The organism is Leptolyngbya boryana PCC 6306 (assembly GCF_000353285.1).
GTDB lineage: Bacteria > Cyanobacteriota > Cyanobacteriia > Leptolyngbyales > Leptolyngbyaceae > Leptolyngbya > Leptolyngbya boryana.
Genome location: NZ_KB731324.1, coordinates 2,917,973 through 2,932,143 on the forward strand (window position 1 = coordinate 2,917,973; position 14,171 = coordinate 2,932,143).

Below are 14,171 nucleotides of genomic sequence, written 5' to 3' on the forward strand. Positions count from 1 at the left end.
ACTAACAATTTCTTGGATTTTTATCTGGTTGTATACAGTATGTAATCTTCATCACCCTGACAAATCATCTTATGACAGAGGCAAATGCAGAACTCGCCGCTTTGGATGTTCCAGAAGAAGAGTTAGTTAATCGATCGCAATTACTTTACGGTCTGACGGATAGGCCTCCCGTTGTGGAAGCAATCTTTGTCGCGTTTCAGCATGTTCTTGCTGCTTTTGTTGGGATTATCACCCCCCCAATCATCATTTGCAGTAGCTTAGGATTAGATGCTGCAAATACTAGCTATCTCATTAGCATGTCGCTGTTTGCTTCCGGGCTTTGTACCTTCATTCAGTGCAAGAAGATAGGACCAGTTGGTTCAGGACTCTTGAGCTTGCAGGGAACGAGTTTTGCATTCCTTGGACCCATTTTAGGAGTAGGGTCGATCGCATTACAAGGTGGAAAAACCCCAGAACAGGCACTCGCTCTAATTTTTGGAGTTTGCTTCTTTGGCTCTTTTGTCGAAATCATTCTGAGCCGATTTTTGCACCTAATGAACAAGATCATTACCCCCGTCGTATCTGGAACGGTTGTCATGATCATTGGGTTAGGTTTAATCAAGACTGGAGTAACCAGTTTGGCAGGAGGAGCCGCAGCACTGGCTAAAAATGACGGTTCATTTGGCAGTTGGCAGAATCTCGCTTTAGGCGGCACTGTATTGTTGATTGTAGTGCTGCTTACCCTGTCTAAAAATCGCTTCTTACGAATGGGTGCGATCGCAATCGGACTAGCTGTCGGCTATATCGCTTCGCTATTTATGGGAATTGTGAATTTCAGCGGGCTTAGTGCGCTTCCACTCTTTAGCCTGCCGATTCCTTTTCGATATGGAATGAGCTTCGATTGGGGAGCTTTTTTGCCGTTTATTTTGCTCTATGTCCTCACTGCTATCGAAACAGTCGGCGACTTGACTGCGACTTCTGCAGTTTCAGGGGAACCCGTGAAAGGATCGCTCTACATTCGTCGCATCAAAGGTGGTGTTTTGGGAGATGGAGTCAACTCTCTAATCGCTGCGGTGCTCAACACGTTCCCCAACACAACCTTCAGCCAAAACAATGGCGTAATCCAAATGACTGGCGTTGGCAGCCGCTATGTTGGCTTTTATGTTGCCGCAATTTTCTCGCTTCTTGGATTAGTGCCGATTGTAGGAGGTGTATTCCAAGCAATTCCTCAACCTGTTTTAGGGGGTGCGACTTTAGTGATGTTTGGCTCGATCGCAGTTGCAGGATTGAATATTGTGACTTCGGTAGAACTTGATCGACGCTCAATGATTATTGTTGCAGTTTCTTTAGGGCTAGGACTAGGCGTTGTCTTCATGCCGCAAATCTTTGCGAATAAACCTCCTTTGTTTAGCAACTTGTTCGGCTCTGCTATTTCGACCGGAGGCTTGACAGCAATCCTTCTCAGCGCGTTGCTCCCGCGTGAACTCCCCTCCTCAACTTCTAGCAAAGCTGAAAGACTTGCGGAAGTTGAATAATTGAGCCGAATTCATCGCGAACATCAGAATCCATTGGTTTTTCCAAGGCTTGCCCCTGCAAAATTGCGAAGTTGCTCATCCGAAAAATCGGGAACGCTATAGAAGCAATTGATATGTGTTCACTTACCACTTAAGGGGCAAGCCTGATGTCACTGACCCTCAAAATTGACACCAATACAGTTCTAAAGAGAAAACCGATTCAGTCAGCTGAACTGCCTGAAGAGCAAAAACACGCAGTTCAAGCAGGCAGGGTATTTAAGATTGATTCTTATACGATCGAACGAGACCACGTTCGCTGTTTTCTCAGCGAAGAAACGATTAAAGACACAAATGTTTGGTACGCCTTCGGGAAACACGTCAAAATTTTCCGCGAGTCACAAGTCTATCCCCGTACTCTTCCAGCCACAATCAAGCTCAATATTCCTTATAAATCTCAGCGCGACAATGTTCTCAATCCTGATGGCGCGTGCAATGTCACTTCGATCGCAATGTGTCTCCGCTATCTCGGTGCAACTCCCCGACGCTCTGATGTTCAATTTGAAGACGAACTCTATAACTACGCCATTCAGAAAGGCTACAGCCGCCATAGCCCCTACGATCTTGCCAAAATTGTTCAGGACTACGGCTTCCGTGACGATTTCAGAACTAATGCCACGATCGAACAAGTCCGCGCTTGGCTCGCTGATGGCAACCCGATTGTTATCCACGGCTATTTCACCGATTTCGGTCACATTGTTGCGGTTGCAGGCTACGACGAGCGCGGCTTTTTTGTCCACGATCCCTATGGAGAATGGTTCTGGTGGGGCTACGATCTAAATGAGCCTGGCAGAAACAATCGCAAAGGCGAATATATCCATTACTCCTACACTATGATCGAGCGGCTCTGCATTCCAGATGGTCATTTCTGGGTTCATTTCATTTCTAAGCCTTAAACCGCATACTCAGATCCAACCAAGTCGATCGCGTAATCGGAGCGCTACTCGAAATGAAATCTACTCCGGTTTCCGCGATCGATCTCAACGTTTCGAGAGTCACATTCCCAGAAGCCTCAACCCGAATTCGGTCATTCTTCCGGCGAATCATCTCTACGGCTTGACGCATCATTTCCAGAGGCATATTGTCCAGCATGATAATGTCTGCTCCATGCTCCAGTGCCTGTTCAACCATGTCCAAAGTTTCAGTTTCGACCTCGATTGTCAAAGGATAAGGAATATTGGCGCGAACTTGCGCGATCGCCGCTCCAATTCCTCCGGCTGCAACAATATGATTGTCTTTGATCATCGCTGCATCATCTAATCCCATTCGATGATTGACCGCTCCCCCCACTCGTGTCGCATACTTCTCCAACACCCGCAATCCCGGAGTCGTCTTGCGTGTATCCGTTAATCGAGTTGGTAAATCTTCAATCTTCTCGACATATCGACGAGTCAAAGTTGCAATTCCACTCAACCGCATCGCCAAATTGAGTGCAACCCTTTCTCCAGTCAGAAGCGCATCATAAGCACCTTGAATTTCAGCGATTGTTTGCCCTTTCTGAACGGCCTCCCCCTCTTGAACGATTGGAGTGAATACAGTAGAGGCGTTAAGAAGTTGAAAAACCCGTTCAGCGATCGGCAATCCAGCAATCACTCCATTCTCTTTGGCGATCCAAACCGCTTGACGAGTTCCAGAGATGAGAGATTGAGTTGTGCGATCGCCCCGCCCAATATCTTCAAGAAGCCATTCTTGAAGCAGCTTATCTAAGATGAATTGTGATGGCAGAGTAGCAGTTCTGTTCAAAGTGTTTTAACCTTTCAGCTTGACGTATACCACTTTAACAACAGGATTATGCTCACTCGGCACTTCCTGAATTTCAAATAATCCTACATCCCTGATCAATGCACCCAACTTGCTATATTCATAGTTTCTAGAGTCAAAAGAGGGAGAGATCTTATTGATTTGTGATCCAAAGGCTCCCAAATTTGCTAATCCATCTTCTCCTGCTGCCGCCTCATAAGCACGTTGCAATAGATTGATTAACTTTTTATCTTGTTGAAGTTTAGCAGTGCGCGAAGAAGGATTTTCTTTCTCTAAGTCCGCAGCCTTCTTGAAATGTTCATTTTTGCTTGATTGAACCTGCCCATTTTTGGATTCAGCGATCGCTTCCGAAACTTCATGCCCTACTAAAATCTCGGTGTAAGTGAACTTATCACAGGCTTTCTGAAATGGTATTGGAGTTTGTTTCCGTCCAAACCCATAGACAAACAATCCTGATTCCCTCAACCTGCAAGCCAATCTTGTAAAGTCACTGTCGCTTGACACCAAACAGAAACCATCAAAATGGCCTGTATACAGCAAATCCATCGCATCAATAATTAGTGCGCTGTCCGTTGCATTCTTTCCCGACGTGTAGCTGTACTGTTGAATCGGTTGGATTGCGTATATGTGCAGCTTTTCTTTCCAACCTCCAAGATTTGGCTTTGTCCAGTCGCCATAAATTCTTTTGACATTTGCAGTGCCGTATTTAGCAATTTCTTCCATCAAAGGCTCGATTAAACTTGCCGTTGCGTTATCAGCATCAATTAAAACGGCTAAGCGATCGTCTCTAAGTTTTCTCTCACCCACAAATGTTCTCTCCACAGTGCTTAAGATGAGAATTCCCATTCACCCAGTCCTAAACAGCGTGGATTTCAAGAATTGATGTCGCTCAAAAGCTTTTACCGAGGTGATTTGAGAACGAACTAGACGAAACTCAAAAAAAGGAGTTGACACCTTCTGATTAATGGCGCTATATTATCAAAGCGCGGGTGAGGGAAGAGCGAGCGAAAGCGGACTCAGCTTCATCTGCGAGAAACTGAACCTATAAAACAGAATAGTTTAGAAGCCAGAGAAAGGAAAGCCTTCGTCAAGAAAATGTTCCTAACGAGTTAGGAACCGGAAAGGTAACCGGATAAATTACTGAATTGAGCTACAAGCTTACTCTATTTACTATGGAGAGTTTGATCCTGGCTCAGGATGAACGCTGGCGGTATGCTTAACACATGCAAGTCGAACGGTCTCTTCGGAGATAGTGGCGGACGGGTGAGTAACGCGTGAGAACATGCCTTTAGATTGGGGACAACAGTTGGAAACGACTGCTAATACCGAATGTGCCTTAGGGTGAAAGATTTATTGTCTAGAGATTGGCTCGCGTCAGATTAGCTAGTTGGAGTGGTAACGGCACACCAAGGCGACGATCTGTACTTGGTCTGAGAGGATGACCAGGCACACTGGAACTGAGACACGGTCCAGACTCCTACGGGAGGCAGCAGTGGGGAATTTTCCGCAATGGGCGAAAGCCTGACGGAGCAATACCGCGTGAGGGAGGACGGCTTTTGGGTTGTAAACCTCTTTTATCAGGGAAGAATCGATGACGGTACCTGATGAATCAGCATCGGCTAACTCCGTGCCAGCAGCCGCGGTAATACGGAGGATGCAAGCGTTATCCGGAATTATTGGGCGTAAAGCGTCCGTAGGTGGTTTATCAAGTCTGCTGTCAAAGCGTGCGGCTTAACCGCATAAGGGCAGTGGAAACTGATGAACTAGAGTGCGATAGGGGTAACAGGAATTCCCAGTGTAGCGGTGAAATGCGTAGATATTGGGAAGAACACCAGCGGCGAAAGCGTGTTACTGGGTCTGCACTGACACTGAGGGACGAAAGCTAGGGGAGCGAAAGGGATTAGATACCCCTGTAGTCCTAGCCGTAAACGATGACAACTAGGCGTGGTTCGTATCGACCCGAGCCGTGCCGTAGCCAACGCGTTAAGTTGTCCGCCTGGGGAGTACGCACGCAAGTGTGAAACTCAAAGGAATTGACGGGGGCCCGCACAAGCGGTGGAGTATGTGGTTTAATTCGATGCAACGCGAAGAACCTTACCAAGGCTTGACATCCTCGGAACCCTGATGAAAGTTAGGGGTGCCTTCGGGAGCCGAGAGACAGGTGGTGCATGGCTGTCGTCAGCTCGTGTCGTGAGATGTTGGGTTAAGTCCCGCAACGAGCGCAACCCACGTTTTTAGTTGCCAGCATTCAGTTGGGCACTCTAGAGAGACTGCCGGTGACAAACCGGAGGAAGGTGTGGATGACGTCAAGTCAGCATGCCCCATACGCCTTGGGCTACACACGTACTACAATGCGTCGGACAAAGAGCAGCCAGCCAGCGATGGTGAGCCAATCTCATAAACCGGCGCTCAGTTCAGATTGCAGGCTGCAACTCGCCTGCATGAAGGCGGAATCGCTAGTAATCGCAGGTCAGCATACTGCGGTGAATACGTTCCCGGGCCTTGTACACACCGCCCGTCACACCATGGGAGTTGGTCACGCCCGAAGTCGTTACTCTAACTGCTTGCAGAGGAGGACGCCGAAGGTGGGGCTGATGACTGGGGTGAAGTCGTAACAAGGTAGCCGTACCGGAAGGTGTGGCTGGATCACCTCCTTAAAAGGAGACCTACCCTCTCACTTAGCTAAAGCTAGGATGAGAAAGGTCAACTAGGTCGTTCGAAGCTTTCCATAAATTTCGATGTGCTTCTAAACTATCCCGGTTCAGGGATGGGGGCTATTAGCTCAGGTGGTTAGAGCGCACCCCTGATAAGGGTGAGGTCCCTGGTTCGAGTCCAGGATGGCCCACTCCATTAAGACAAGGGGGTTTAGCTCAGTTGGTAGAGCGCCTGCTTTGCAAGCAGGATGTCAGCGGTTCGAGTCCGCTAACCTCCACCAACCGATTGATTGAATCACTCTGTTGAATTTTTGTTGAATTGAGCGATTGAGGATATGCGACAGCAACTCATCTGCGAGATGTAGAGAGCCTGCTGGATTATGTCCAGTACAAGAACCAAGAAAACTGCATAGTAATGATGTCAGGTAGAGATACACAGACACCAATGTAAAGGACTAAAACTGATTGAAATAATTAGTGGTCAAGCTACAAAGGGCAGATGGTGGATACCTAGGCACACAGAGGCGATGAAGGACGTGACGACCGACGATATGCTTCGGGGAGCTGGAAGTAAGCATTGATCCGAAGATTTCCGAATAGGGCAACCTTTAACATGACTACCTGAATCCATAGGGTAGAGCAAGCTAACCCAGCGAATTGAAACATCTTAGTAGCTGGAGGAAGAGAAAGCAAACGCGATTTCCGTAGTAGCGGCGAGCGAACTGGAAACAGCCTAAACCAGGTGATTTATCAGTCTGGGGTTGTGGGACAGCAACGTGTATCAGAGCGGTTAAACGAAGTAGTGAGAAGCTACACCAGAGAAGGTGAAAGTCCTGTAGTTGAAAACTTAACTGAGCTAGCTGTATCCCGAGTAGCATGGAGCACGTGAAATTCCGTGTGAATCATCGAGGACCACCTCGAAAGGCTAAATACTCCTGTGTGACCGATAGAGAACTAGTACCGCGAGGGAACGGTGAAAAGAACCCCGGGAGGGGAGTGAAATAGAACATGAAACCATCTGCTTACAAGCAATGGGAGGACGATTGAACGTCTGACCGTGTGCCTGTTGAAGAATGAGCCGGCGACTTATAGGTACAGGTAGATTAAGGCGGAGATGCCGAAGTCAAAGGGAAACCGAGTCTGAATAGGGCGCGATATCTGTATTTATAGACCCGAACCCCGGTGATCTAACCATGTCCAGGATGAAGCTTGGGTAACACCAAGTGGAGGTCCGAACCGACTGATGTTGAAAAATCAGCGGATGAGGTGTGGTTAGGGGTGAAATGCCAATCGAACCGGGAGCTAGCTGGTTCTCCCCGAAATGTGTTGAGGCGCAGCGGTAATTGTTTAAGTCTGGGGGTAAAGCACTGATTCGGTGCGGGCTGGGAGACCGGTACCAAATCGAGTCAAACTCTGAATACCAGATGAATAGATTGCCAGTGAGACGGTGGGGGATAAGCTTCATCGTCAAGAGGGAAACAGCCCAGACCATCAGCTAAGGTCCCAAAATAACACCTCAGTGATAAAGGAGGTGGGAATGCAGAGACAACCAGGAGGTTTGCCTAGAAGCAGCCATCCTTAAAAGAGTGCGTAATAGCTCACTGGTCAAGCGTTCCTGCGCCGAAAATGAACGGGGCTAAGGTGTTTACCGAAGCTATGGACTTGCATTTATGTGAGTGGTAGGGGAGCGTTCTGTTGTAGTGAGAAGCATCAGCGGCAAGCAGGTGTGGACGAAGCAGAAGTGAGAATGTCGGCTTGAGTAGCGCAAACATTGGTGAGAATCCAATGCCCTGAAATCCTAAGGGTTCCTCCGGAAGGCTCGTCCGCGGAGGGTGAGTCGGGGCCTAAGGCGAGGTCGAAAGACGTAGTCGATGGACAACTGGTGAAGATTCCAGTACTCAATTTGGATTGTGACGGGGGACGGAGAAGGCTAACACAGCCCCATGTTGGTTAGGGGTTCAAGCATTCGAGGTGATGAGAGTCGGCGGAAACGACTTGAGCTGAGGTGTGAGTACGAGAGTCTACGGACTCGAAGTGTGTGATGTCAGGCTTCCAAGAAAATCCCGGATCACGATAATTCAAATTACCCGTACCCGAAACCGACACAGGTAGGATGGTTGAGAAAACTAAAGGGCGCGAGATAACTCTCTCTAAGGAACTCGGCAAAATGACCCCGTAACTTCGGGAGAAGGGGTGCCACCGAGAGGTGGTCGCAGTGAAGAGGCCCAAGCGACTGTTTACCAAAAACACAGGTCTCCGCTAAGTTGCAAAACGATGTATGGGGGCTGACGCCTGCCCAGTGCCGGAAGGTTAAAGAAGTTGGTCAGGGATTCGTCCTGAAGCTAGCGACTGAAGCCCCGGTGAACGGCGGCCGTAACTATAACGGTCCTAAGGTAGCGAAATTCCTTGTCGGGTAAGTTCCGACCCGCACGAAAGGCGTAACGATTTGGGCGCTGTCTCGGAGAGAGGCTCGGCGAAATAGGATTGTCTGTGAAGATACGGACTACCTGCACCTGGACAGAAAGACCCTATGAAGCTTTACTGTAGCCTGGAATTGGGTTCGGGCTTTAACTGCGCAGGATAGGTGGGAGGCTATGATTCAATCCTTGTGGGGATTGAGGAGCCAACGGTGAGATACCACTCTGTTAAGGCTAGAATTCTAACCTTCGCCCGTAATCCGGGGAGGGAACAGTTTCAGGTGGGCAGTTTGACTGGGGCGGTCGCCTCCTAAATGGTAACGGAGGCGCGCAAAGGTTCTCTCAGGCTGGTTGGAAATCAGCCGTAGAGTGTAAAAGCACAAGAGAGCTTGACTGTGAGACGAACATGTCGAGCAGGGACGAAAGTCGGCTTTAGTGATCCGACGGCGCTGCGTGGAAAGGCCGTCGCTAAACGGATAAAAGTTACTCTAGGGATAACAGGCTGATCTCCCCCAAGAGTTCACATCGACGGGGAGGTTTGGCACCTCGATGTCGGCTCATCGCAACCTGGGGCGGTAGTACGTCCCAAGGGTTGGGCTGTTCGCCCATTAAAGCGGTACGTGAGCTGGGTTCAGAACGTCGTGAGACAGTTCGGTCCATATCCGGTGCAGGCGCAAGAGTATTGAGAGGAGTCTTCCTTAGTACGAGAGGACCGGGAAGAACGCACCGCTGGTGTACCAGTTATCGTGCCAACGGTAAACGCTGGGTAGCCAAGTGCGGAGTGGATAACCGCTGAAAGCATCTAAGTGGGAAGCCCACCTCAAGATGAGTACTCTCATGGTGTTAAACCAGTAAGGTCACGCGGAGAACACGCGTTGATAGGCTCTAGGTGGAAGTGCAGTAATGTATGCAGCCGAGGAGTACTAATAGACCGAGGGCTTGACCTCTTGAATCAGATTGAATCTAAGCCTTGGTGTTTGAGATTTCTACATTCAAAACTGACATCAAAAACTATGCAGCCTTCTGGGTTCTGGTGAATTTGAGCCAGACTCAACGAGTTTCCTGGTGGTGATGGCGATGTGGACCCACACTCATCCATCCCGAACTGAGTGGTGAAACGCATTTGCGGCGACGATAGTTGGAGGGTAGCCTCCTGTCAAAATAGCTAACCGCCAGGGTATCATTCAACGGAAAGCGTTCTAAGAGAAGTCTTAGAACGCTTTTTTAGTTTATAAATTCTCTTGTGTGTTTCACGGTGCTTCTGATTTGGGAACGTTTGCCAATACTAAACTTGACAAATATTTTCTATGAATAATCAACTGATGCAATCTATTACAAAGGAGAAGCTTTTATTTGAGCCTTGGATAGGTAGTCAGTACGGGAGCGACAGTTTATTTGGAATTTCGATCTTGGTTGTTGGAGAGTCGAACTACACAGATAATCAAGATCGAGAGCTGCCTCACAATACTTTTACTCATCGATTGATTGAAGATGCGATCGATGGCTGCCAAAAACATCGTTTTTTCAAATACATTCGCCGTACTTTCATGGATGACGTTTCACCGAAAGCATTCTGGCACTCTGTTGCATATCAGGAATACATTCAAGACTGGCTTCCTTGTCCTGGAGTTAGTCCTGATGAGGAAATGTGGCAAAAGGCAAAACCTCTCTTTCAAGACGTGGTGAATGAGTTGAAACCTCAGTGCATTTTGTTTGTCAGTAAAGGAGTTTACGATCGAGCATCAAAAAATTTCTCAGATGCTACATCTTTGACAATCTGCGATGATGTCGCCTTGAGAATCTACAAGCCTTCTCATCCAACTGTTCAGATTCATCAATCACTAGCTTCTTGGATTTACCATCCATCTTCTCGCCGAGGTGGCTTCAGAAGACCAAGACCAGTTGTTAAGGCTCTAGTTGAAGCTGCTGGAGGTAGATTGAGTAAGACTTAAAGTACGATCGCTGTCCCTCCGATATACTGGCAGATGGACGTTTCGCCTTGAATAGCTATGAAAGTTGCAGTGACAGGATCAACCGGATTTGTTGGAAGTCGGTTGGTGGAAAGATTGTTGGCGGAGAACCATCAAGTGGTGGCATTTACTCGGAATGTAAGTAGTGCTGAACGAGTGTTGCCAAAATCTGAAAATCTGGAAATTGTGGCTTATAGTCCGAAAGAAGCGGGGGAATGGCAAGAGAAAATTTCAGGATGCGATGGCGTTGTGAATTTGGCGGGAGAGCCGATCGCTGAAAATCGTTGGACTCCTGAATTGAAAAAAACATTGCTCGAAAGTCGAACTTTGACTACGCAGAATGTGGTGAATGCGATCGCACAAGCTAATCCAAAACCTTCAGTGCTTGTAAATGCTTCAGCGATCGGTTTCTATGGCACGAGCGAAACAGCTAGCTTTGATGAAAATAGTGCATCAGGACAGGATTTCTTAGCCGAAGTTTGTCGAGCTTGGGAAGCAGAAGCAAACAAAGTGAAAGAGAGCGGAACAAGACTCGTCGTTCTCCGAATTGGGATTGTTTTAGAAAATGGCGGGGCACTTGGAAAAATGTTGGCTCCGTTCAAAATGTTTGCAGGTGGACCAATTGGCTCAGGAAAACAATGGTTCTCTTGGATTCATCGGGAGGATTTGGTGAGCTTGATGATTCGGGCACTCACCTCAGATATGGAAGGCGTTTACAATGCAACGGCTCCGAATCCTGTGAAAATGGCGGAGTTGACAAACACATTAGGGCAGGTGATGAATCGTCCGTCTTGGTTGCCTGTGCCGGGATTTGCACTCGAAGCAATGTTGGGGGATGGCGCGATCGTGGTTCTTGAAGGACAGCAAGTCTTGCCGAAGCGTACTCTAGAATCCGGCTTCGAGTATGCTTATCCAACGGTAAAACAGGCATTAGAAGCGATATTAAAATAAACTGCGGAAACCCTAGATTTCATGGGAATTTCAGCCCTGATCCCATTTATGAATTTGTGCTAAAATTGTCCCAATATGAGGCGAAGCAGGTATACTTTCTAGGCATCTTTTTTCGCTCATAAAGTAGTACAAAAGTATTTCGGAGTCTCCGTATGACATTCTCCCAGGAACCGCCTCAAGATCGGATTATTCCAACCGATTTACGCAACGAAATGCAGCGGTCTTACCTGGAATACGCGATGAGCGTGATTGTGGGGCGAGCGCTACCCGATGCACGAGATGGGCTGAAACCTGTGCATCGTCGCATTCTCTACGCAATGCACGAATTGGGGCTGACCCACGATCGACCGTTCAGAAAATGCGCCCGTGTCGTCGGGGAAGTGTTGGGTAAATATCATCCGCACGGTGATACAGCGGTTTACGATGCGTTAGTGCGGATGGCGCAGGACTTTTCGATGCGATCGCCTCTGATCGATGGGCATGGCAACTTTGGTTCGATCGATAACGATCCACCTGCGGCAATGCGATATACCGAATGTCGTTTGACCTCTTTGACAGCCTATTCGCTGCTGCAAGATATCGAATCGGAAACGGTTGACTTTGCAGATAACTTTGATGGTTCCGTTCAAGAGCCAACGGTTCTCCCTTCACGAATCCCGCAACTGCTTTTGAATGGTTCAGCCGGGATTGCTGTTGGGATGGCAACCAACATTCCGCCTCATAATTTAGGGGAATTGATTGATGGGTTGGTGGCATTGATTGAGAATCCAGATTTGACGGATTTGGATTTGATGCAGTACATTCCAGGGCCTGATTTTCCGACGGGAGCGCAGATTTTAGGACGCACTGGAATTCGTGAAGCTTATACGACGGGACGTGGATCAATCACAATGCGCGGTGTTGCTGCGATCGAAACAATCGAGCAACGGGGACGACCCGATAAAGACGCAATCATCATTACCGCATTGCCGTATCAAACCAATAAAGCAGCGCTGATTGAGCGAATTGCAGAATTGGTCAACGATCGCAAGATTGAAGGCATTTCTGATGTACGCGACGAGAGCGATCGCGATGGGATGCGGATTGTGATTGAACTGCGGCGAGACGCTTATCCGCGTGTTGTCCTGAACAATCTTTATAAGCAGACTCCGATTCAAGCCAATTTTGGGGCAAATATGCTGGCGCTCGTTAACGGCGAGCCACAGCTGTTGACCTTGAAGCAGTTTTTGACGGTGTTCTTAGAGTTCCGGGTTGAGGCGATTACTCGTCGGACTCAGTATCAACTTCGCAAGGCAGAAGAACGCGATCATCTCTTGCAAGGGTTGTTAATTGCCTTGTCGAATCTGGATGGCATTATTGCTCTGATTCGGAGTGCAGCGGATACTGCTACTGCGAAGCAGCAATTGATTGAGACGTATTCGCTCTCTGAATCGCAAGCGGATGCCATTCTGCAAATGCAATTGCGACGCTTGACTGCGTTAGAAGCGGAAAAGATCGAGCAAGAACATGAAGACTTGCAAGCTCAAATTCGAGACTTGTTAGATATCTTGGCAAGACGCGAGCGGATTTTAGAAATCATTACGACTGAGGTAACGCAGCTTAAAGCAACCCATGCAACGCCACGGCGAACGGTGATCGAGCAATCAGAAGATGAGTTGGGAGATATTGATCTCATCGCGAACGAGAAATCGATCGTTCTCGTCACCGAGCAAGGCTACATTAAGCGGATGCCGATCAGTACTTTTGAAGCACAGAGCCGGGCAACCCGCGGGAAATCCGGGGCGAAGATGAAGGAAGACGATGCGGTTGAACACTTCATTAGCTGTTGTGACCACGATAGTGTGTTGTTCTTTAGCGATCGTGGAGTTGTATACGCGCTGAAAGCCTATCAAATTCCCCTTGGGTCGAGAACTTCGCGTGGGACTCCGATCGTTCAACTGCTCACCGTTCCACACGAAGAGAAAATTACCTCTGTCATTTCGGTCTCAGAGTTTTCAGACGACGAGTATCTGGTGATGTTGACCAACAAAGGTTACATCAAGAAAACTGCCCTTTCAGCGTTTAGCAACATTCGGACGAATGGGTTGATTGCGATTTCTTTGGAAGAAGGCGATCAACTGCGATGGGTGCGGCTGTCGCGAGTCGATGACAGTATCATCATTGGATCGAGTCTAGGTCGATCGATTCACTTCCGAGTCAACCATGAGCAGCTCCGTCCTTTGGGTCGGGCGACCCGTGGCGTTCGGGCAATGTCGCTCAGAAATGGTGACAGCCTAGTCGGTATGGCAATCTTGCCAGGGCAGATTGTGGCAGATGTCGCACAAGCTCAGGCGGAAGGGGCTGCCGATGAGGATGAAGAAACGGGAGTCGATGAGAATGCAGAATTGCCGCCTCAATCCGGGCCTTGGGCACTTGTGATTACAACAGGAGGCTATGGTAAGCGGGTTCCCGTGAAACAGTTCCGACTGCAAAATCGAGCAGGCATGGGAATTGTGGCAACGAAATTCCGTAAGCCTGGAGATACCTTATCTGCCCTGCATATTGTGAACGAAGGCGATGAAATGATGCTGATCACAAATCGCGGCATTATCATTCGGCAATCTGTGGATGCGATTTCATCTCAGTCGCGGGCAGCGACAGGGGTACGTGTACAGCGATTGGATGAAGATGATGCGATCGCAGCCGTTGCTCTAGTGCCTGCTACCTCTGAAGAAGGGGGAATGATTGAGGATGAGATTGAAGCTGAAATCGCAGCCGAGGAAATCGCAACCGAAATCACAACCGAAATTGCAACCGAAGTAGAAGAGTAAGATTCGGGAAGAACTCCCGATACATTGCTGTCTTTCTGAGTAAGGGGCGCGATCTTCA

The 14,171-nt window shown here is 48.4% G+C and carries 7 protein-coding genes, 2 tRNA genes and 3 rRNA genes; 10 read left to right on the forward strand and 2 right to left on the reverse strand.

The window, feature by feature from the left end; translation table 11 throughout:
* The first annotated feature begins 71 nt into the window (after positions 1–71).
* Together LEPBO_RS0114645 and LEPBO_RS0114650 are read left to right on the forward strand one after the other, a co-directional pair.
* Positions 72–1,514, forward strand: coding sequence for a uracil-xanthine permease family protein (locus tag LEPBO_RS0114645; protein WP_017288334.1), 1,443 nt, complete (start codon positions 72–74; stop codon positions 1,512–1,514).
* A 146-nt stretch (positions 1,515–1,660) separates the two neighbouring features.
* Positions 1,661–2,446, forward strand: a complete 786-nt coding sequence (locus LEPBO_RS0114650) for a C39 family peptidase (protein ID WP_017288335.1) — start codon at positions 1,661–1,663, stop codon at positions 2,444–2,446.
* Here the strand turns inward: LEPBO_RS0114650 and nadC are convergent.
* Together nadC and LEPBO_RS0114660 are read right to left on the reverse strand one after the other, a co-directional pair.
* The gene (nadC, locus tag LEPBO_RS0114655) at positions 2,436–3,293 is read right to left on the reverse strand and encodes a carboxylating nicotinate-nucleotide diphosphorylase (protein WP_017288336.1); all 858 of its coding nucleotides are present in this window, start codon (positions 3,291–3,293) and stop codon (positions 2,436–2,438) included. The two genes, LEPBO_RS0114650 and nadC, sit on opposite strands and share 11 nt — an antisense overlap.
* Positions 3,294–3,299: 6 nt before the next feature.
* Positions 3,300–4,157, reverse strand: coding sequence for an NYN domain-containing protein (locus LEPBO_RS0114660; protein ID WP_017288337.1), 858 nt, complete (start codon positions 4,155–4,157; stop codon positions 3,300–3,302).
* Positions 4,158–4,480: 323 nt separating this feature from the next.
* Between LEPBO_RS0114660 and LEPBO_RS0114665 the strand changes: the two genes are divergently transcribed.
* From LEPBO_RS0114665 to gyrA, 8 genes are all read left to right on the forward strand, one after another.
* Positions 4,481–5,968: ribosomal RNA gene (locus LEPBO_RS0114665) — 16S ribosomal RNA — on the forward strand.
* A gap of 114 nt (positions 5,969–6,082) precedes the next feature.
* Positions 6,083–6,156: transfer RNA gene (locus LEPBO_RS0114670), tRNA-Ile, on the forward strand.
* A gap of 14 nt (positions 6,157–6,170) precedes the next feature.
* Positions 6,171–6,246, forward strand: a tRNA-Ala gene (locus LEPBO_RS0114675).
* Between the two features lie 198 nt (positions 6,247–6,444).
* Positions 6,445–9,329 (forward strand): 23S ribosomal RNA (locus LEPBO_RS0114680).
* 114 nt (positions 9,330–9,443) lie between these two features.
* Positions 9,444–9,560, forward strand: a 5S ribosomal RNA gene (gene rrf / locus LEPBO_RS0114685).
* The 16S, 23S and 5S rRNA genes sit together here with 2 tRNA genes alongside, the layout of an rRNA operon.
* A gap of 129 nt (positions 9,561–9,689) precedes the next feature.
* Positions 9,690–10,334, forward strand: coding sequence for a hypothetical protein (locus LEPBO_RS0114690; RefSeq protein ID WP_017288338.1), 645 nt, complete (start codon positions 9,690–9,692; stop codon positions 10,332–10,334).
* A gap of 57 nt (positions 10,335–10,391) precedes the next feature.
* The gene (thyD, locus tag LEPBO_RS0114695) at positions 10,392–11,303 is read left to right on the forward strand and encodes a thylakoid membrane protein ThyD (RefSeq protein WP_017288339.1); all 912 of its coding nucleotides are present in this window, start codon (positions 10,392–10,394) and stop codon (positions 11,301–11,303) included.
* Between the two features lie 152 nt (positions 11,304–11,455).
* Positions 11,456–14,113, forward strand: coding sequence for a DNA gyrase subunit A (gene gyrA / locus LEPBO_RS0114700; protein ID WP_017288340.1), 2,658 nt, complete (start codon positions 11,456–11,458; stop codon positions 14,111–14,113).
* Positions 14,114–14,171: the final 58 nt, after the last annotated feature.